Source organism: Paenibacillus macerans, from assembly GCF_900454495.1.
GTDB classification, from domain to species: Bacteria; Bacillota; Bacilli; order Paenibacillales; family Paenibacillaceae; genus Fontibacillus; species Fontibacillus macerans.
This window is the reverse complement of the sequence record NZ_UGSI01000002.1, coordinates 308,234-327,276: the sequence shown is the minus strand read 5'-3', so window position 1 is coordinate 327,276 and position 19,043 is coordinate 308,234. Positions and strand designations below refer to the sequence as shown.

The window sequence follows — 19,043 nt, the reverse complement described above, 5'->3', positions numbered from 1 at the left end:
TTTTATGATTTGGCAGCCGCCGCTTCACGGATGATGGATTCCATCGTCTTTCCGATTTTAATTTGATTGGCCTCGGCAATCTCAAAATATCTCATTAATCTGGGGATTTTCCGCTCATACATCTTTTTAATCACTTGGTAATTATGTTTATACAATATCCGTTCCAGTTTGCACGTAATGTCCGAAGGTATATTTAAAGAACCCGTCAGCCGGTAATTTTGAAATCCGCACTTTCGCCCACTGCACGTAAAGGCGATATCGCAATCATTGCATTTGTTCGAAGGTTTCACAGACGCTTTGATACAACTTATTAGTTTCGTTCGGTCAATACCCTCCTGAAAATTTCCGATGTTCCATTTCATATCGTTCAGTACATACCCGCAGGGAAAGATATCCCCGCTGCTATTTACCGTAAAGTGCCCGATTGAACCGGCCGAACAAAACAGCGGCTTCCTGCTGGCAAAAAACGTTGTTAACTTGAGATCATGCAAATTAAAGAGGCGATCTTGAGTGTTTGCCACCGAATTTAAATAGTACTCGTCCAGAAGCTCCATCTGTTCATCCAGCAGGTTCAGGGTTTCTCGTGTCCACGCTCCGAAATCATCGTAAGCGGCGTGAACTCTTTTCACGCCCATCTCGTAAAAATAAAGTACATTTTGATGAAATATGTGTACATTATTGCAAGTCACCGTCATCCGAACGCCAAACTGGACTTTTTGCTCAATTAACTTTTGTAGATTGCGCAGAATCGTGTCGTAGTAATTCCTCTTATTGCCGCTTGATCTGTTTAAATTATGCGTCTCACGGTCCCCATCGATGCTGACATAAAGTTTGAAGTTATTATTTCTCACGATTTCCATGATCCTGTCATCGAGCAATATCCCATTGGTGGTCATCTCGAACTCAAACCTTTGTTTTATTTCGCGGTATTTATCATCTATATAATCAAAAAGACGGAGGAGCACCTTTTTGTTTAATAATGGTTCTCCACCTAGCAAACTAAGATGAATTTTTTCTTCTTTCGGGTTATTTTCCACCATAAAATCGATAGCTTCCCGCATCACTTCTTCGCTTAAGACCGAGTTCCGTTTTTCATTGCCTTCATAACAATAAGTACATTGAAGATTGCAACCATCCGCCAGGTTTAAGGTGCACTCCATAAGCACTTTCCTTTCATTCAGGTTTTGCTTTAACTGTATGCTCCTTTGAGACCTGGCGAAATGGTTTTTGTTTAAATGTACTCTGAAGTAGCCTAGATGGTTAGCATATGTGGTTAGCTTAACCTCATCCCCATTTATCGTAATCTCTCCACTACAGTCTGCCTTGACATTGAGCTCCTCATGAACCGGAGTACGCAAACTTGAATCAGCAACGTAGCGAATACATATAAGAAAATGGCAAGCCACGGAAATTTATAATGAATAAAAGAAAGTCCGCCAACGTTCCCTAAAGATTCGCTTATCCCATACCCGATAAGATTCCCTGCAAGAAGAGAAATCACGAAGCTTCCAACAATTAAAAACCCGGTTTCGCAACCCAACATGGCGAATAACTGTTTCCGATCCATGCCTATGGCTTGCATAATTCCGATTTCGACTCTTCTCGCATTAATTGTGGTCATAACCGTGTTCAACAGATTAATAACGCTAAATAAGGCTATAAAAATCATAAAACTGTACACAGCAATCGTGATCATTCGAAAGCCCGCCTTATTGGACTTCACCATGTCAGAAAATGAAAGTACGTTTAAAGTGTCCTTGTTTTGAATCAGACGTTGCAGCTCCTCTTTCACGATTTGTTCATTCGTATTTTCCTTGAGAACCACTTCAAAACTTTGATTCGGATTAAAAGGGGCTAAGGATTGCATGACTTTGGACGGCAAGTAAAACTCTGTTCCCATGTTTTTATCCGCTATATCGCCAATGATCTCGAACTCATGTTCAACCTTGTCCCGATCATTGCCAATGATAAATGAAATTCGGTCGCCAACGGCGTACTTAATGCCATAAAATTCGAAAGCACTACTGGCGCTGTTCATCAGAATATAGGAATCATCCGAAGAATCAACTTCAGGTATTTTTCCTTGAACCAGGCGCTTTCGTAATGGCTCTATATTATTCGGAGAAATGTTTTCTACGCTTACCACCGCAGGTCCTTCACTTTCGCTCGTTCCTTTAATAGTGGCTTCGATATACTGACGTTCTATAACACGATCGACTCCGCTTATGGAGAGGATGCTGCCCTTTAAAGTCCCGGAGAGCTGATTCTCGCTTTGCAGATCGCTTAAATTCACCGTTTCAGAATAAAGTTCACTGTTGATTTGAATCACGAACTTCCCGTTATTCGGGAAGTTCGGCTGAGTTCTGGAGACCGCATCAACCGAATTCAGCAGTGTCGCAAATGAAATGAACAGAACGCCGCTTAAGATCAACGATAACAACGTCAACAGCGTTTTTTTTCGGCTTCTTGTTAAATTCATCCCGGCCAAAGCAAAGGGGGTTAGCCGTTTCGAGCTTTTCTTCTCTTTCCTCTTATAGATATAGATTTCCGCTCCGATGTAGCGAATCGCTTCGATCGGGGATATTTTCGCTGCAAACTTGGCCGGCGCGTTTAATGAAAACCGTACCGTTATAACCGTAAACAAACCTGCCGCTATAGCGAGAAGCAGGCTGGGAAGGAACGTCCAAACGGAAGGATTCATGGCCCAACTCATCAAGCATCCTAGGAGAACGCCAACCGGGATAAAATTACGGGATACATATCCCCCTTCATATTTCACCATCTTTTTAATTTGCTTGCGCGTTGCTCCTAATGCCCGTAGTTGTCCATATTGTTTGATTTGTTTGATAATCGATATATAAAAAATGTTGTAGATTACGACCCAGCATGCCAATGCAATGACCACGATGATGCAAAAAATCATCAGGATGGTGCCGCCTGATAGATTGTTGGTATCTACGTTCATATTATTGATCTGAACGTTTTGCTCAGGAAAGCCGATTTGATTTCCGATATCTTTGATTTTGGATTTCAGTTCTTCATTGGCATAGCTGCCGGCATTTTGCACTTTAATGGCTGCGGAATATTTTGCCTTGGAAAGGTGCGGATCGGCCGCGATAAACGCCTTTGATACCAAGGCGTTGTAGCTGATCCGATTTGCCTCTCCGGACGCAGTCGTTTGTAACAAGCCTGAGATCACAAATTCGTTCGTCTGCATTTCTTTGCTGGCGTTGTTTCTAAACTCCACTACGATGCGATCCCCGATACCGGGTTTGGGAGCATCGGCCGAAAAGTAGCCTTCTTCTATCGCCATTTCATTGGGCTGTGTCGGAAACTTGCCCTGAACGATGCTGGCATTCGATAAATCCATCATCGTCTGATCCGTATACAAAATCGATAATGATCGCTCCTCTTGTTTCTCCCTGCCCACCTCCAGGTAAAGCCCAACCTTGTCGATCTCCTCTACTTGTTGTATTCGAGAAATTTCATCAGGGCTGACATTATAAAAAATGGCCTGAAAATCGGAATCATTTTGCAAGTTCGTAAAAGAGTTATATCCAAATGTCAATACAACCGTTAATAAAAATGCAGCCAAAGCAATAATACTGCCGGCAAAGTAATATTTAACTCTATCCGCCTTTAAGTTCGCTTTGGATAATCTTTTTATCCCTGAAGTATTTAATTTCGCCATTTTTCTACCACCTTATTTTCCGGAACTGCTGGCATTATTTTTCCGTCTTCGATGCGTACGATACGATCAGCAAGTTTGGCGATATCCGGATTATGCGTAATCATAATAAGAGTTTGATTAAACCTTCTGTTGCTCATCCGCAAAAGTTCCATCACGCTGGCACTTGCTTTGCTGTCCAGGTTGCCCGTCGGCTCATCGGCCAGAATAATCGCCGGCTTCGTTGCCAGTGCCCTTGCAATCGCCACCCTTTGCTGCTGTCCTCCGGACAATTGATTCATTAATTTCGTTTGTTTATCGGATAAATCGAGCATCTCTAAAATACTTGTTAAATAATCTTTATCAATCTTCCCATGATCCAGTTCAACCGGAAGTATAACGTTTTCGTAGACATTCAAAGCAGGGATCAAATTGTAATCTTGAAAAATAAACCCGATGTTTGTTCTCCTAAACACCGTGAGTTGATCATCGCTAAGTTTGGACAATTCGCATCCGTTGATGACCACTTTTCCTTCCGTAGGTTTGTCGAGTCCGCCGATTAAATTTAACAAGGTTGATTTGCCGCTTCCCGAAGTTCCCTCGATCGCGACAAACTCTCCGCGGCTCACTGATAAGTTGACGCCATCCAAGGCTTTGATCAGGTTAGGGGCAACTCCATAATACTTTTTTAAATACATAGCCTCCAAGACTACCATGATATTACATCCTTTCTCGGCTTACTGGACGAATTAATCTATTTAACTTTTATATATGTAAAATAAAAGGTTTTAAACTACTTGGTTTCAAATCGTAGTTTAAAACCTTTTATTTTTAATTTGCGTCTGCAATAAAAGCATCAGGATTCCAGGTCTTTCATCCGCTTTTTGTTAATTTATGTCTGCGATCATAGCATTAGGAAGCGGGTTGATACAATCGTTCAAGCATTTGTCCTTATGCGTGCTGCAGTAGGCATAGCCTTCGATTTCCTCGAGTTCGTCCAAAACGTTGAGTTCTTTTTCCAGCTCTTTGCTCATCGTTCTCCCTCCTTTCATGCACTTACTCAAGTAAGTTTTATGTCTTAACTATAAAACCATATTCTTCCTGTACATAGCGCTTTTGATTAAATGTATCATTATTTGGGCTAATTGGTCAGTTTCATAAAATTGCAACCTTTTGGAGGCTAGATATATGCGCTCTGTACGTAAATTTTATACTTTTCCGACACCTGTAATCGTTGATGAATGCTCATAAAGGGCACCATCATCACCAAATGTATGCCTTGCCTGGCGGCGGCGTTAATTAGTTTTGACAATACGGGTTCACATTGCATCGCTTCACCTTTGCTGATTTCTCCAAAAAATAAAAAGTCCAAACCGGAAATAGAGCATTGGTCGATTTCTTCGGCCATATGAAATAAACGAACGGTTGCAAATTGATGGAGCCGGTTAAGCAAATGAATGTCGTTAGCGGTTTTTTTCATATAAAAATAACCGACTTTTTTGCCATGGAACTGGCCGTAACTTTGACTCTTGTTTCTATAGAAAAACAGGTTCGTATGGTTGCACTGAACATGCTCCATGAACGATAAAAAATCGCGGTGAATGTCGGAGCGATCCACCGTTTCCTTCAGAAATTCACTATACAAGCCGGCTATGATCGGCGCCAAAAAGCTGTTTCCTTTTTGAAGTATCACCCTATTTCGGTCAGGGACGCTGACAATATTGTCGGAGAAAATGATTTTATTCGTTTGGCGGTCGAATTTTATTTTTTGCTCAATCCCCAGGGAACTGGAAACCCCAATAACTTCGTCAAAAGCATACGGATAGGACGGAAGGTCCGTATTTCCGTCGTTATGGTTGGAAGAGACAATAGCCACTCCCTTTTTCACCGCTGCATCGCAACAGGACTTTAATTTTTGTATGGTCTCGCTGCTTGTATTTCGCAGCCCTAAACTTAGGTTGATTAAATCAACCCCGGTTTCAGCACAGTGGTTTATGGCTGCGCATAAGGCATCAACAGAGCCTTTATTGTCGCGGTTGAGCACCTGGATGGAAACGATGTGCGGAGCCATGGTCTGTCCGCAAATAATTTTTACGATATCCGTTCCATGTCCGCTATCGTCGATTGAGCATGATTGATAACGGCCTTGTCCCATTGCGATGGTTTCAATAGTTTGGTCGAGCAGTAGTTCATCTTTTAGGTTAACGCCCGAATCGATTACCGCTATTTTCATTTCACACCTGCTTTGAAAAAGTTGACCCTGCACCCGGATTCATGGGTTCACATCTGCTTGGGCTCAACATAAGTTGAATCAAACCTTTTCTTCGGTAACGGCTTACGGGTATCACTTTCTTATTAATCATGCTCAATTCATGATCGTGTAGATTGGCAATATAATTCGTATTCACAATAAAACTCGTATGACATCGAAAAAAAACAGGCTCCCGCAGTTTAGATTCGTACTCCTTCATTGTTCTGCAGCTATTGATTTCTTCAGTATTCGTATGAATGATGACGCTCTTCTGACAACGCTCTAAAAATATAATGTCGCAACACCTGATTTTAAAAATACCCTGATCATTTTTAACCAACAGGCTTTTTCTTTCTCTGTATGATTTCACATTTCTGATTTCGTTAACTAGAAATTCAATTTTCCCGTAATTGATCGGCTTTGTTATAAAAACAACATTCGCCAAGTTAGGCTCCTTTACGATAATGGAGGCGGAACTTATAGACACAAAAGCTATAACTGCATCCGGGACGATTTTTTTTACTTTCTCGACGATGGCAAATTCCTGTTCCCCGGACTTAGGGAGATCCATAAAAACCAGATCGAACGCTTGATAATAAATGTCTCTCAAAAAGCCGCGAAAGTTATAATATTTTCTGACATCCAGATGCGTATCGTTCAAAGTGCAGTAATGCTGCATGTAGCCGTGGATCTCCTTCAATAATTTGGGGCTGTCCAAACATATAGCTATTTTTATCATGTATCCATACCTCCGATACTTGCCAAATCTAGCTCTGAATGATCCACACTTTTAAACGTTTTCAATATAACTAGTCAAGCTCTCTACAACGTTTTTCCTCCTCCATTTACTGACTAGAATTTTATCGCGATTCTCGAGCTCGATCTCGTTATTCGTAATTCTCCTAATGTAATCCATATTGACGATGTAACTACTATGGCATCTTATAAATGGATAATTGATTAACTCGTTCTCAAGTTGTTGCATTTTTTTGAAGCATAAGTAATTGCCGTGATCCGTATGGATCAACAAATTTCTGTTAAAGGTCTCGATATAATAAACCCCTGGCAAAAAGACTTTAAACAATCCGTCGTGGTTTTTAATGAACATATAGTTGTTGGCAATTTTCTCAGTATGTCTTATCGCCCTGTCCATTTCCCTCTCCAGCGCAGTTTGATGGAGAGGTTTGGTCAAATAATTGATAATCGGAACAGGGTAAGTATCTTTAGCCATCTCAATAGCCGATGTCAAAAAAATCAAATAAGCGTACTTGTCCATTTTTTTTATGGAATGTACCAACCTCATTTTTTTCCTTGAAGTCATGTTAAAATCAAAAATGTAGATTTGAAAATCTGTATTCATCGTTTCAAGCAGAGGGACGGCACTGGTAAAACTGTGAATGGAAAACGACAGCCTATTCTTGCAAGCATAGTCATTCAGCATCTTTTCAACTTGATCTAAACAATCTGCATCATCACCACACATAGCCACTTTTATCACGATCCACACCCTCTATCCTGGATTTATCTCGTCATAAAAATGCAAAATATAACATTTTAATTAATTTTATATATTATTCTCCATAAATATCCTTTATCCTCTCTTTTTCTATACTTTTAACAAATTATCCATAATTATTTGAAAAACAATTGTCGCCTTATCAAACCTCGTTAAAAAACAAAAACAGAGCACTCAAGCGAGCGCCCTGTAATCGAACGAACCGTTGACTCAGAAAATCAGGACAACTCAAAGCGTTCTTCCTGCTCTATTTCCGAACCAATAAGCCCTACCTTTTTTAAATCTTCAAGATTCAAGTACATGATATTTTTATATTTTTTGACGCGCAAATCTCCTAATACAAAATCGCCTTCTTTGGCGTTCTTGTATTCGTCGGTTAAGGGGATTTCGTATCTGACAACCTCAGTACCAACATATTTGCCGATCGAAAGCTTACTTTTATCGCTGCTGCCCAAATTAACAATTTTTTCGATTTCCGAGAGCATAGCCAGTGAGATCCAACCTTCGCTCATCAGCGGCGGCAGTTTCTCATTGTTATCTACCGCAGCAACATAATTGGCATCAAAATAATCGGGGTACCCTTTATACCCGGGATCCTTCGATTCTTCAGCGGTTGGAGGTTCGCCGATAACACGGTATTTCGGAGAGTTCTTAGCCGCATTGTAGTCCGACTTGATCTCGGCCAGTTCTCTCATCATATTTAATTCCTCTTCGGCTTTGAGACCAATCTCGACGGTTCCATAAGAAGTGAAAAATACCTCAATTCCCTCAACGCTGTATGAGGCCCCTCCAAAAGAAGGGCTTGTGATTAAAATACCATTCACTTTCGACGAGTAATTGACGGTGTACCCCGTCATTGCCCCAACAAATTGAAGCGGAATATAAGTCGTGCCGTTCCGAGTAAAGGGCGCTGCCTTCAGAGATTTCTTTTTTCCATTAACATATGCGGTTTTGCTGCCGACTTTAAATGTTACCTTTAATTGATCCGCGGTTCCCGTGGTTTGACCGGATTTCTTATCGTACCCGATGTTTATATTCAGCTTCTCAAATACTTCCCGGAAAGGTACGAATGATTCCCCGTTCCGGTTTATGGATTTCGAGGAAAGCGGCTGCCCATCAACAAAAACATTTGATCCATTGGTTGCCGCTGAAGCGGATACAGCACTTAAACTAAATAACAACACACATACAATAGATATAATAGATAATCTTTTCAACAAAGAGCCCCCCATATACAATTAATTCCCACTAATTACTAGTCTAATGGGATTAGGACTTGTGTCAAGATGTTTAGTATATGAGTACTAGAATGGTTCTTGGCCCGATATGAGTTGCCTATTTACAATTGCACTTCCAGCGAGAATTTCTTATGATACAAATAAGGAATTGATACTAAATATTGCCATAGGAGGTTGTGATGAATTCAAACCTGCCCAACGAAAGCAAGCATGAGGATGTTAAGGAAGATATTCATGAGCTTAAACAGCGATTACATGATGTTGAACAGCAGCTAAGCCAATCCCGGAATGCCTCACGTAAAATACAGAAGGCAGTCCTGATATTCGTTGCGATTATTTTGGGTATATTTCTACTGTTGATTATAGTAGGGGTTATTCAATTCATGAGCTTTTCTTAAGTGCTCCTATTAGTTTGATATTTGCACTTACGAATATTCAAACGTACACTGGGAATAGAAATAACAGGGACCTTTAGATCATCGGGGAGGCGACCCTCGATTCCACGCCGTGGGGACGTTAAATAAGACACGGAAACCTTTGTCGCTTTGTCACATTTACTTGCTCTGATGCGGACTACATCGGGGCTTTTTATTTATTGAAGAAGAAGAGCCCCAAAAATGGGACTCTTCATATCTCCCTCCTAACTAGCCCCCCAACCCGTGAATCAGAATCCGCACCATCCCGCTGTCCAAACTCCCCATAGTGGCAAGCAGAAAGCTAAGCATAATGAACAGCAACATTCTTTTTCTCATTTCTTTTCACCTCACAAATTAGATTTTTATATTGATCCTGTCTTTCCTGGGAAGCCACGTGTCGGAACTGCTCGAATAACTGTACGCAACGAAAAAGCATGGATTCATGGTTAAGTCTTATGGCAAGCTCCAAACTATCTAATAAATTCCGGATCCCCAAATCATGCCGCTGCCTATGCAAATCGTAACAAGCGAGCTCCGTTAAGAAACGGACATAATGATCGGCCACAATCTGCGCATTGTATTTGCCAAAACGGTAGAGCCGTTCTTTTAGCGCAAAATGCGGTCTGAAACGCTCCAGAAGATCATCCACATTCAACTGGTATCGGTTAGCCGCCTGCAAAATCCGGTACATCGCCGGAATCATCTCGTGCTCCTTGGCAGCAACGCACTCCGCATAATCCGCCAGCACCTCAACCTCACCGGACATCAAACGGTATAAATAAGTGTTTGCTTTTCCCCAATCCCGAAACTGCTCGGCAATCTGCCGCTCTTGTTCGCTCAATTCCTCACTACTACGCACCTCATAATTAGCATACCGTCTTACATATCTCAAAGCCTGTTCATACTCTTGACGAGCGTCGCAAACATTCGCCTTTAACAAATAAGCATAAAGGAAGTAAAAAAGCGGCGGCCTGGACGTAGACATGTTCTTGCCTTCCCTGCCTTCAGGTTTTATCTTGCGCAAACGCTTAGTACGAAGAGCTAGTGCCGCTTTCTCCCCCAACTTTACCGCCAAGCCGTTAACACGATCCCACTGATGAAGAGAAGCATACACATCCGCCAAATCCTTTAGCGCCTCCAACTGAGCCACTTCTTCCAACCGCTCAACATAAGGCTCAAATTGTACGGCCGCACGCATATTTTCCTCTTGATCGTCGCCGAGGCCGATCGTAAACAGCCGATAGCGGCTAAACGCCAAACGTTCGGAGTGCTGATACCTTTCGCACTCGGCGACGCAGTCATACAGTAGTGCCGCAGCCTCTCTTTTTCCCTCCCGAAAAAACTCCTCCGCCGTTTCAAACAACATCGGTACATACGCCAAATGATCCGCTACCGCCTGAACTAGCCGTTCTATGCAATCCAGCTTCCCCAATTCCGCACATCGCCGCAAAAACGGGCCCAAGCGCCGCCAATCCAGAGGCAAATTCAGCAAACAGTCCTCCAAATAGACCTCGTAAAGGCTGCCTTCCCCCCGCCCCATTCCCACCGTGATCAGATCCAGATTATGAATGGAGATTTGGCGATACCCGCTTAACATCGAGCTGATTGTCCCCACGTTAATCCCGGAAATTTCCGAAAACTGATGGAGCGTTAACCCTCTTTGTCTCAGAAAATCCTCCAATTCTTGTCTGACCGTGGTTGCAGGTTTCATAGGTAAACCTCCTTTAATGGCAGAAACCTACGGTAAGAATCATTGCAGAAACTACGTACTCACCCACATATGCCCACTTTTGATTCAATTATACTATATATAAGTAGTATATTGCATGCAAAAAACTAAATTTACTGCCCTGCATAATATCTTCCCAGTCACCTAAGCTTATACTGAGGTGACGAAATGGCACAATTGCGCAATTTTCTAGGGAATCGAATCAGAGCAATCCGAAATGCAAAAGGCCTCACCCAGCAAAATTTAGCGGATATATCCGGTTTGGATTATAGATATATCGGAGCCATCGAACGTGGGGAACGAAATTTCTCCATAGATAATTTGGAAAAGGTGCTCGTTGCCTTAAACGTTTCGCTCCATGAAGTTGCTTACTTAAGCGTCGAACAAGGTAAAGTTGAAACAGCACGTTGGGAAGCCATTGATCAGTTTATTGCAAGTACTGAGGGGTTGTCGGAGGAACAGATTGAGATTTTGCGGCGGGTTAATCAGGAAGTTATAAAAGCGTTTAAATAGCCTTTTCCCAGTAGGAAAAGGCTATTCTTGATAAAGCAGGTTGACAGATGATAAAAGTTGAGGGGAATAAAAAGTCCATTCGAAGCTAATCGAATAAATACTATAAACTATACAAGTTGGTCAATCCTCATTAGTTTATTTGCAAAGTTCGATAGAATTTCAGAACGAAGTTTAATGAAATCATCATAATTATCATTAAAAAGCTCAATAGGACATAATGCTCGTTCTAGAATATCATCAATTTGACTAGGCATTTTTTCCCTATATTTACTTGGAGCCGCACCACCAATTTGATTATTATCCGACCTAGATAAAAAGGCAAAGTTGGCTAAGCAGTTTTCACTGTAAGTACCATTTTGTTGGCTTGCGTTTATAAAAGCACGAGGGTACAGATGATGAAACTCGTTTCTATTGTATTCTTTTAGTACATTACGTAGGCTAACTGGAGCACCTGTAATAAAGCTTTTTGGTTGCTTCTGGGCGAGCGGAAGTATAAAAGTTGCGGCATTAACTGTATTTAACCTAAATATCTCTCGCTGGAAGAATTCCGATGTAATTATAACCGGAAAATCAGAGAGCCTAGAATCTTCCCCTCTTTTCAATTTTGACATTTCCTCAATATCTGTTTTAAGATTTCTTAGAACTCCGCTACTATATCTTCTTGAAAAACAACACTTCCAGAACCAGCTAATAATTGTCCTTCTTTGACTATCGTCATATTTAATTTGAACATTTCCGCCAGCTGCAAAAAAAACAGATAGTGGGACAAGTAATGTATTAAATGGTAAGTTTGAAAGAACTTGAATATTAAGATTTTCCCTTAAAAAATCAATTGCTCCTTTTACACCATTTTCAATTTCATTGAATCTATCCCTTACAACCGCTCCATCTAAACCAATTAAAGACTCTGGAGAGGCATCCCCTACCGTAATTGCAGCACAACAACGCAACAATAAAGTCATATCATCCCCTACATCTTTAAAACCAAAAGGCGCGAGTTCCTCACCAAATTCCCTGAAACGTTCTTGCAGGGTAAATTCCTCACTCCAAGTCCATGCAGAAAGTAACTGCATGGTATCAAGTTCTACTCCCATTCTATTAATTCTTTCAAAAATAATTGCCACAGTAGCACGATCTTCCGTAGTAATCGTTTGAATGGGTATTCTGACTTCCTTAAATACTGATTGCATTCTATCAATCTTATCTGCCAGTTCTTCACTGAAGTTAGCAGTGGCTCTTCTATAAGAAGTTGTATCAAAAAGAGCTTTTAACGGGAAGTGTCTAGTTAAATCAACTTGGTCTTCAGACAATGCAATGAATTGCGGCTCTTTTATATTAGGATCAGTTTGAAAATCAAAATATATTTTGGTCCACTCATTATTGTCTTCCTCTTTAATTTCTGTTTGAAACACACCAAAAATTGAAGTGATTCTTTGTTGCCCGTCAAGTACATAGTCTATTGGAAAGTCAGGGTCATTTTCTGGGAGTTTAAACGGCCCAAGTTGTCTTTCCGTTTTAAGCGGCTCTTTGGTTCTCCAAAAAAGTAAAGAGCCAAAAGGATACCCTTTATAAATACTATCCATAAAAAATGCTACTCTATTAGCATCCCAAACAAAGCCTCTTTGAAAAGCTGGGATCCTAATTTGCCCTCGCTGAATATTCTCTACTATTTGTCTTATTGTAAGCCCTTCTGACATTTTGCAATCCTCCAAATAGGTTTATTTTTCCATCTTTCAACTTATACATACCCATTTTTAAGTAACTTTATTAATCTGAAGTGTTATACTATTTGAAATCAACTTGTTTGTCATTCCAAGACAGGAAACCTTTGTTCAACCCCCTCTAAACTTTTCCACATCCATCGTATCCAAAATATCCCTAATCACACGAAAAATAAGCTTGTTCTCTTCCAATGAACGGCTATACAACAGCGAATTGATTACCTCTATAATCTCAGCCTTATCCTTCCATGAATTCACGTTCTTCATTTCATGGAACTGAAACATCACCGCTAAAGGCACATCCAATCCTTGAATGATTTTCTCCAGCGTTTCGATGGAAATGTTGCGCACTCCACGCTCGACTGTTCCTATGTATGATGCATTAACTCCAGCTTTTTCTGCCAGCTGTTCTTGTGTGAGTCCTTGTTCTTTCCTCAATTGTTTTATCCGTTTACCTATGATTTTCAGCAGCACCATTAACCACCTCTCTATCAGATTAGAGAAGCATTGTGCCCATAAACAGAACATTATATACACTGTATTATTGAAATTAATGCTTATATGCACTAAAATAATAATTACAACTAGATTCTTTCACGAGTCCCTTGAACTTCCAAATATGAAGAAGGGAAATTCAATGAAGTATCTTAACATTTCCATAGAACCCTTGGATGATACAAATACGGTTTATTTTTATGGAGGAGCCCTGCCCATAGACTTTAACTTGCTAAATATAACTCTTTATGGCTGCCCCGAAAGTGAGTTCCTTCAAGCGAGTGAAGCCATGCAGCAGCTGGTGAATCGAACATTGGAACGGACTCATATTAATTTGTTTGTGAAGCAAGTCAATTTTCCGACTTACGGAGCTATCCATGGATTCTTAAAGTTCAGTCCGAAAAATAGACGGCTAATGGTTTGGGTTTTCGATAAAAAACTTCGAGATTGCCGTGCTTTAGGATTCTACGAGCTATGACTTAAAATCCACATTCGAACGCCTCTTTCCCTCCCCATAAAACGTTCAAAACCGCAGTAACACTGCTCCTCCATCCTAGCCAAGTTCTTGGAGAAAACAACTTTAAGGGACAGGCATCACTGTATTTCAAATTTGTTTCATAGATAAGAGGCGGAAGCTGATCTTCAACTTTATTTCCCTTCCTCGTTGACCGTCTGCCGATCGTCCGTGTACAGTGTGGTTCGATTATGTAGCTTTTCCAAGTGAAAACCGCCCTCCCATGCCAAGAAGGCAAGACGAAGGGCGATTTTTAGGGCCGGTTTTCACTTAGCGATTTACGGTGTGGTTTTTCCCGTAATTATTATCCCAGTAAGTTTGTCCATTGACGGTGTAGGCAATAGCGTACTTAATTTGTGAAACGCTGGAGTCGATATTGTTAAAGCTGAAATGCCAGTTTTCTACGCTGTCGTCAGAGTTTGCGGGTATGGAGTAACTGGCGTGTCCTTCCCGGGTTGTATTCCAGTTGTCGGTTGTATAGACGATTTTGACCTCTTTGCTGTAGTTTAAGTTTTTGACGTATACGCTCCCCTCGAAATTGTTCAAATATAAGGAGTCGTATGCTCGAAGCACGTTTGGTTTACCAAGGATGGTTGAGCTTTCAGTGTAACGGCTGACCGAGTAGTTTTGTCCATTGTTGTTGTCCCAGTAGGTTTGTCCGTTAACTTCATATTTGATTGCGAATTGAATCGTTTGGGCATTAATGAGTTCCGGATGAGTATTGTTCATGCTGTTGGTGGACACCAGGAACTTCCACTGTTCGTGCATGGAATCCGTTGGTCCTTCATAGGATGCGTCCGTATCGTACCATCGTCCATCTCCGGGAGTATAGTGAATGGTTACGTTTTTTTCAGGGCTGAGGTTGCTTACTTCGACGTTACCGCTGAAGCCCACGTAGCCATACTTGTAAATATAGAGATTGGCCGAAATCAGTTGAACCGGCTGGTCGCTTGCAAACGCAAATTGCGCAAACGTTAGCACAAAAACGACTATCAACGCCAAACCCGACAGTATCTTCTTCGCTTTTCTTAACACTCTCTACCATCTCCTATTATTTGGTATAACTTACACTATTAAAATATCACAAAATATACCAATAATAAACAGATATTTCTTAAATTTTCTGAAATAAATGAAAAGTAATTGGTTTATTAATTAAATTTATATTCAAACGTTTGCTCAAAACCGTCTTGCTCTCCAGATACCCCACAGGGGCTGGCAGAAGCTAAGTATAATGAACAGCAAGCACTCGGTTTATCGTTCATATTTTTGTACTTATAAGTACTATTAAATCGCTTATATTTCTATTATAATTATATATGTGCCTTACCAAAACTAAAAGAAGAGGTGGAAATCCATGAGTTTACCAAAAATTGTTGGAAAACGAATACGCGAATGTAGAAGAAAGAAGAATTGGACCCAGGAGCAGCTAGCCGAAGCTGCTTCGCTTCATAACAGTTACATAGGCAGCGTGGAGCGTGGAGATCGCAATATTTCTTTGGAAACATTGGAAAAAATCACTTTGGCTTTAGACGTACCTGCAGGAGATCTAGTTCAGTCGGAAGAAGCATTGGACAAGCAGCGTTTGCTTGATGAACATTTGAAGTTGGTAAGTGGTAGAAATGCGGAAGAGATCGCGTTGATTACGAAGATCACTAGGGATGTAATTTGGGGGATGGAGATGAAGGGTAACTAATTAACGGAAGTAAGGAGACAATTACTAGCATACACGGCATGAATGGAAACTATCTGCAAATTCCAAGTTACTGTCCTGGATACAACGATTTTTTAATACAATAAAACCACTCCGCTAAACTGAAGTGGAGTGGAGTGGTTTTATTAGTCCAAATATCTAAGTCCGTATCATTATCAGTTCACTCGCCCCAGTCTATTTCTCCTTCACGTCCATTGTATCCAAAACATCCTTTATCACGCGAAAAATAAGCTTGCTCTCTTCCAAGGAACGGCTATAAAGCAGCGAATTTATTGCCTCTATTACCTCAGACTTATCCTTCCATGAATTCACGTTCGTCATTTCATGGAACTGAAACATAACCGCTAGAGGCACGTCCAATCCCTGAATGATTTTCTCCAGCGTTTCGATGGAAATATTACGCACCCCACGCTCAACTGTTCCTATGTATGATGCATTAACCCCAGCTTTTTCAGCAAGCTGTTCTTGGGTAAGTCCTTGTTCTTTCCTCAATTGCTTAATCCGTTTACCTATGATTTTCAGCAGCACATTTACCACCTCTCTATCAGATTAGAGAAGCATTGCACCCATAAACAGAGCAACATATGCATTTTATCATTAAAAGTAATGTTTATATGCACTAAAAATTGAGTGCTCGATAAAAAAATTCAAGATTGCCGTGCTTTAGGATTCTACGAGCTATAACTTAAACCTCAGATACCTCCCAAATTTCTGTACGTCGATGTCGGTAACAAGTTTATAGTAAAATAAAGATCAAACATATTTTTTTCGGTAGTTTACCACTGCTACATTAGCAATTTAGTTTCTACTACATAACAAAGGCTGTGAACCATGACAAACTTTCAGAATCTTATGAATGGTATTTGGTACGGGGAAATATCGGGCAACACCTGTGCGGATATTAAGGAGCGTATTTTACGGGCATCCACCGAGCAAGAAGTTTTGTTTTATCTTATCGAGTTGTTCAAGTTGGGGGATTTTTCGCAAAAGCCTCTGCTGATTCAGTTAATGAATCATACCGAAGATCGGGCTGTATTAAACCATTGCATTCGGGTGTTCTGCTCCATCGCCACCCATGAAGATTTAAGGGATCCCGATCATCTGCGGTTTCTGGCAAGTGTCCCGGCGGATATGGTTCATACCTTCGCGTCGGCTGTGGTTACTTCGCTTTCGCTTGAGGCCGTTCCTTACTTGTTGGCCCTGCTTGAGGATTGGGATGAGGTGCCCGAAACTTCCACGGTCCTTAGAGAGGCCATCGATGCGTTTATTGATTATGAAGAACCATTGGGCTTGGGCGCTTCGATTGAAGAGATCGGGCATTATTACTGGAAATACTATGACGCGTGCGATACGAAGAAATATTATTTTAATCAGAAATTGGCTTTTCCCGGGAATTTAACGAAAAAATTGATCGAACGAGTGCTGATCGCCGCAAACGGACAACAACAGCTCGAAATGCAGCTTATTCCGTCATTATTGTCGATTTGGTCTGGACGGAAGGTGCCCGGGGAGTATCACACCGTGATCAACGAACACAACTACAAGGACTTCATCGATTATGTCAGAGAGCTCTCCAGAGGAGATTGGGAGGCTGGGGAAAAATATTTTTACGGGCATAAGCTATAGCCTCCCGAATCACATTTTATGTTCTCCGTACAGATCGATGACGGAAGTAGAATATCATGATTGCAAGGGTCGCTGACAGGAAGACGATTTGCATTAGGGTGCGGGGAATCAATGCATCTAACGGTTTCGTCGCAAGGCCTGAAAGGGCATAGTGGACATTTGCCGGGAACATGCAGATGAGTAGAAGCGAGAGCCCTGCAGCTGCCCAAGGGGCCGTGGGCCGCCACAGCAAACCTATAGCCCCTGCCAACTCCAGCAGACCGGTGATCGTCACGATTAGACCGGGATAGGGCAAGCTGGACGGTACCATGCCAATAAGTTCTTCCCGCATCCATACAAAATGAACCGTGCCGGTCAACACAAACATAGCTGCAACTCCGCCTCGAAGCGCAACAGGCCAAGAGCGCAGACGTTTTACTCCAGCAGCTCCCAGAGCAAAAATGACAAGCGTGACGACAACAAGAACAATAAGGGGTTCCATCGTATGACCTCCGTTATTTTCGGTTTCGAGAGTACCCGCAGTTCAGAATCCTTTTGTTACCATCAGGTAAAGAATAACGAGCGGCAGCAAAGTAGCGGCCGTGCCGTATATGGCCCATATACGGGAAGCGCGGCGATATTGTGCGGAGATGGTGCCGCTCTCTATGCAATCGGCGCTATACCCGATCATTTTGCGCTGCATCGGAATCAGAACGGCCAGCCAAACGAGTCCGGTAACGGCGAACAAGCTCAGGGAAAGGGTAAGCCAGTTTAAACCCGACAGCGAGAATCCCGATAATCCGGCCATTGTACCGCCTGAGAGGACGATCAGGATGAACCCGGGAATGGTAAAAACATAATCCGCGGACATCACGTTCTTAACAGCATGGTGAATGACCTGCGGGTTACCGGTCAGATCGGCCCGAATTTTCCAAAATGCCGCCGTCACGATATTTCCAACCATCAATAAAACGCCGATCAGATGCAAGGTTAACCAGAGTCCCACTTATCCTCACCCTTTCTATTCCCGTTCTCTACGGGGGTTTAGAATATCCGTCATCAATGCCGTTAAGTCCTGCGCTTTAAGAATCGCCCGAACATTCGGAATGCTTGAGCGGATGCGGAAACCGAGCGTCATCAGGGTGAACATTTCCGCCGTTTTTTCCGCATCCACCATCTCTGGAATGACTCCGTACTTCTGGCCCGTTTCAATCCATACCTTGGATAAATATACGGACCGATCGTAATACTCCTTCAACGCTTCCGCGACTAAGGGGTCTTCCTCCTTGCCGAGTAAATACAGCAGCACTTTGTTGGTAATGCTATATGGGCTTTCATACTCGATAATACTCTCCTTGATTTTCTGCATCGGGTCGTCGAAATTCCGGCGGCCATGCTCAACCTCATTCATGAAACGTCTATTGGTTTCTTCGAGAACTTCTTGCAAAAGCCAAACAAAGATTTCGTCTTTGCTTTTGACATAATGGAATATCGCCCCTTTGGACAGGCCGGATCTGTCCATGATGTCCTGCATCGTAATCGAATAGCAGCCTTTTTCCTCAATCAATGCCTTGGTTGCGTCGATCAGCCGTCTTGTTGTCTGTTGTCTGCGTTCCTCCTGTTTCAAAGCCGCCCCTCCATGTAACCATTTAAATTTTATATGT

The 19,043-nt window shown here is 41.8% G+C and carries 21 protein-coding genes; 5 read left to right on the top strand and 16 right to left on the bottom strand.

The annotated features are described in order from the left end of the window. Positions 1 to 2: 2 nt before the first annotated feature. The 8 genes from DYE26_RS24610 to DYE26_RS24575 form a co-directional block, all read right to left on the bottom strand. Entirely contained in the window at positions 3 to 1,160 is a 1,158-nt protein-coding gene (locus tag DYE26_RS24610) for a radical SAM/SPASM domain-containing protein (RefSeq protein ID WP_036618698.1), read from the bottom strand. A gap of 134 nt (positions 1,161 to 1,294) precedes the next feature. Further along, the gene (locus DYE26_RS24605; RefSeq protein ID WP_036618696.1) at positions 1,295 to 3,691 is read right to left on the bottom strand and encodes an ABC transporter permease; all 2,397 of its coding nucleotides are present in this window, start codon (positions 3,689 to 3,691) and stop codon (positions 1,295 to 1,297) included. Then, positions 3,679 to 4,383: an ABC transporter ATP-binding protein gene (locus DYE26_RS24600; protein ID WP_051985178.1), complete on the bottom strand. Its 705-nt coding sequence runs from the start codon at positions 4,381 to 4,383 to the stop codon at positions 3,679 to 3,681. Before DYE26_RS24600 ends, DYE26_RS24605 begins: the two co-directional genes overlap by 13 nt. Positions 4,384 to 4,554: 171 nt before the next feature. Continuing rightward, a complete protein-coding gene (locus tag DYE26_RS24595; protein ID WP_115311321.1) occupies positions 4,555 to 4,701 on the bottom strand; it encodes a pseudouridine synthase in 147 nt (48 codons plus the stop codon). Between the two features lie 146 nt (positions 4,702 to 4,847). Beyond that, positions 4,848 to 5,900: a S8 family serine peptidase gene (locus tag DYE26_RS24590; protein WP_036618694.1), complete on the bottom strand. Its 1,053-nt coding sequence runs from the start codon at positions 5,898 to 5,900 to the stop codon at positions 4,848 to 4,850. A 1-nt stretch (position 5,901) separates the two neighbouring features. Beyond that, entirely contained in the window at positions 5,902 to 6,657 is a 756-nt protein-coding gene (locus DYE26_RS24585) for a LytR/AlgR family response regulator transcription factor (RefSeq protein WP_036618691.1), read from the bottom strand. A gap of 51 nt (positions 6,658 to 6,708) precedes the next feature. Next, the gene (locus tag DYE26_RS24580; protein WP_051985177.1) at positions 6,709 to 7,416 is read right to left on the bottom strand and encodes a LytR/AlgR family response regulator transcription factor; all 708 of its coding nucleotides are present in this window, start codon (positions 7,414 to 7,416) and stop codon (positions 6,709 to 6,711) included. A gap of 236 nt (positions 7,417 to 7,652) precedes the next feature. Beyond that, positions 7,653 to 8,651 (bottom strand): copper amine oxidase N-terminal domain-containing protein, encoded by a 999-nt coding sequence (locus DYE26_RS24575; protein ID WP_164815225.1) that lies wholly within the window; start codon positions 8,649 to 8,651, stop codon positions 7,653 to 7,655. Between the two features lie 200 nt (positions 8,652 to 8,851). Between DYE26_RS24575 and DYE26_RS24570 the strand changes: the two genes are divergently transcribed. Then, entirely contained in the window at positions 8,852 to 9,070 is a 219-nt protein-coding gene (locus tag DYE26_RS24570; protein WP_036618689.1) for a hypothetical protein, read from the top strand. A gap of 319 nt (positions 9,071 to 9,389) precedes the next feature. Here DYE26_RS24570 and DYE26_RS24565 read toward each other — a convergent pair whose 3' ends face one another. After that, positions 9,390 to 10,799, bottom strand: coding sequence for a helix-turn-helix domain-containing protein (locus DYE26_RS24565; RefSeq protein ID WP_036618688.1), 1,410 nt, complete (start codon positions 10,797 to 10,799; stop codon positions 9,390 to 9,392). Positions 10,800 to 10,985: 186 nt separating this feature from the next. Between DYE26_RS24565 and DYE26_RS24560 the strand changes: the two genes are divergently transcribed. Further along, the gene (locus tag DYE26_RS24560) at positions 10,986 to 11,330 is read left to right on the top strand and encodes a helix-turn-helix domain-containing protein (RefSeq protein WP_036618687.1); all 345 of its coding nucleotides are present in this window, start codon (positions 10,986 to 10,988) and stop codon (positions 11,328 to 11,330) included. A 107-nt stretch (positions 11,331 to 11,437) separates the two neighbouring features. Here the strand turns inward: DYE26_RS24560 and DYE26_RS24555 are convergent, their stop codons facing one another. Both DYE26_RS24555 and DYE26_RS24550 read right to left on the bottom strand, forming a co-directional pair. Further along, positions 11,438 to 13,027, bottom strand: a complete 1,590-nt coding sequence (locus DYE26_RS24555) for a DUF262 domain-containing protein (protein ID WP_036618685.1) — start codon at positions 13,025 to 13,027, stop codon at positions 11,438 to 11,440. 135 nt (positions 13,028 to 13,162) lie between these two features. Continuing rightward, positions 13,163 to 13,525 (bottom strand): helix-turn-helix domain-containing protein, encoded by a 363-nt coding sequence (locus tag DYE26_RS24550; protein WP_227877070.1) that lies wholly within the window; start codon positions 13,523 to 13,525, stop codon positions 13,163 to 13,165. Between the two features lie 163 nt (positions 13,526 to 13,688). Here DYE26_RS24550 and DYE26_RS24545 point away from each other — a divergent pair, with 163 nt between their 5' ends. Continuing rightward, a complete protein-coding gene (locus DYE26_RS24545) occupies positions 13,689 to 14,024 on the top strand; it encodes a hypothetical protein (protein ID WP_036618681.1) in 336 nt (111 codons plus the stop codon). Between the two features lie 306 nt (positions 14,025 to 14,330). On the opposite strand, the gene DYE26_RS24540 is transcribed toward DYE26_RS24545, so the two are convergent. Continuing rightward, a complete protein-coding gene (locus DYE26_RS24540) occupies positions 14,331 to 15,095 on the bottom strand; it encodes a carbohydrate-binding protein (protein WP_036618679.1) in 765 nt (254 codons plus the stop codon). A 322-nt stretch (positions 15,096 to 15,417) separates the two neighbouring features. Between DYE26_RS24540 and DYE26_RS24535 the strand changes: the two genes are divergently transcribed. Beyond that, on the top strand, positions 15,418 to 15,756 hold the full coding sequence (locus tag DYE26_RS24535) for a helix-turn-helix domain-containing protein (RefSeq protein ID WP_036618677.1): 339 nt from the start codon (positions 15,418 to 15,420) through the stop codon (positions 15,754 to 15,756). A 192-nt stretch (positions 15,757 to 15,948) separates the two neighbouring features. On the opposite strand, the gene DYE26_RS24530 is transcribed toward DYE26_RS24535, so the two are convergent. After that, entirely contained in the window at positions 15,949 to 16,302 is a 354-nt protein-coding gene (locus tag DYE26_RS24530; RefSeq protein ID WP_227872799.1) for a helix-turn-helix domain-containing protein, read from the bottom strand. A gap of 303 nt (positions 16,303 to 16,605) precedes the next feature. Between DYE26_RS24530 and imm47 the strand changes: the two genes are divergently transcribed. Then, positions 16,606 to 17,400, top strand: a complete 795-nt coding sequence (imm47, locus tag DYE26_RS24525) for an Imm47 family immunity protein (RefSeq protein ID WP_036618674.1) — start codon at positions 16,606 to 16,608, stop codon at positions 17,398 to 17,400. Positions 17,401 to 17,416: 16 nt separating this feature from the next. Here the strand turns inward: imm47 and DYE26_RS24520 are convergent, their stop codons facing one another. From DYE26_RS24520 to DYE26_RS24510, 3 genes are read right to left on the bottom strand one after another with little or no spacing between them, the layout of a single operon-like run. After that, positions 17,417 to 17,881 carry a DoxX family protein gene (locus tag DYE26_RS24520; protein ID WP_036618671.1) on the bottom strand — a complete coding sequence of 155 codons (465 nt, stop codon included), beginning with the start codon at positions 17,879 to 17,881 and terminating at the stop codon, positions 17,417 to 17,419. A gap of 42 nt (positions 17,882 to 17,923) precedes the next feature. Next, complete coding sequence (locus DYE26_RS24515) at positions 17,924 to 18,385, bottom strand: DUF2269 family protein (RefSeq protein WP_036618668.1); 462 nt, start codon at positions 18,383 to 18,385, stop codon at positions 17,924 to 17,926. Between the two features lie 15 nt (positions 18,386 to 18,400). After that, positions 18,401 to 19,006 carry a TetR/AcrR family transcriptional regulator gene (locus DYE26_RS24510; RefSeq protein WP_036618666.1) on the bottom strand — a complete coding sequence of 202 codons (606 nt, stop codon included), beginning with the start codon at positions 19,004 to 19,006 and terminating at the stop codon, positions 18,401 to 18,403. Positions 19,007 to 19,043: the final 37 nt, after the last annotated feature.

What these genes read in the sequence shown, in the direction of transcription:
- DYE26_RS24545 (WP_036618681.1), top strand. Translation starts at nt 13,689, where the DNA reads ATGAAGTATCTTAACATTTCCATAGAACCCTTGGATGATACAAATACG.
- DYE26_RS24535 (WP_036618677.1), top strand. Translation starts at nt 15,418, where the DNA reads ATGAGTTTACCAAAAATTGTTGGAAAACGAATACGCGAATGTAGAAGA.
- DYE26_RS24570 (WP_036618689.1), top strand. Translation starts at nt 8,852, where the DNA reads ATGAATTCAAACCTGCCCAACGAAAGCAAGCATGAGGATGTTAAGGAA.
- DYE26_RS24520 (WP_036618671.1), bottom strand. Translation starts at nt 17,881, where the DNA reads ATGGAACCCCTTATTGTTCTTGTTGTCGTCACGCTTGTCATTTTTGCT.
- DYE26_RS24555 (WP_036618685.1), bottom strand. Translation starts at nt 13,027, where the DNA reads ATGTCAGAAGGGCTTACAATAAGACAAATAGTAGAGAATATTCAGCGA.
- DYE26_RS24595 (WP_115311321.1), bottom strand. Translation starts at nt 4,701, where the DNA reads ATGAGCAAAGAGCTGGAAAAAGAACTCAACGTTTTGGACGAACTCGAG.
- DYE26_RS24605 (WP_036618696.1), bottom strand. Translation starts at nt 3,691, where the DNA reads ATGGCGAAATTAAATACTTCAGGGATAAAAAGATTATCCAAAGCGAAC.
- DYE26_RS24600 (WP_051985178.1), bottom strand. Translation starts at nt 4,383, where the DNA reads ATGGTAGTCTTGGAGGCTATGTATTTAAAAAAGTATTATGGAGTTGCC.
- DYE26_RS24590 (WP_036618694.1), bottom strand. Translation starts at nt 5,900, where the DNA reads ATGAAAATAGCGGTAATCGATTCGGGCGTTAACCTAAAAGATGAACTA.
- DYE26_RS24610 (WP_036618698.1), bottom strand. Translation starts at nt 1,160, where the DNA reads ATGGAGTGCACCTTAAACCTGGCGGATGGTTGCAATCTTCAATGTACT.
- DYE26_RS24565 (WP_036618688.1), bottom strand. Translation starts at nt 10,799, where the DNA reads ATGAAACCTGCAACCACGGTCAGACAAGAATTGGAGGATTTTCTGAGA.
- DYE26_RS24560 (WP_036618687.1), top strand. Translation starts at nt 10,986, where the DNA reads ATGGCACAATTGCGCAATTTTCTAGGGAATCGAATCAGAGCAATCCGA.
- DYE26_RS24585 (WP_036618691.1), bottom strand. Translation starts at nt 6,657, where the DNA reads ATGATAAAAATAGCTATATGTTTGGACAGCCCCAAATTATTGAAGGAG.
- imm47 (WP_036618674.1), top strand. Translation starts at nt 16,606, where the DNA reads ATGACAAACTTTCAGAATCTTATGAATGGTATTTGGTACGGGGAAATA.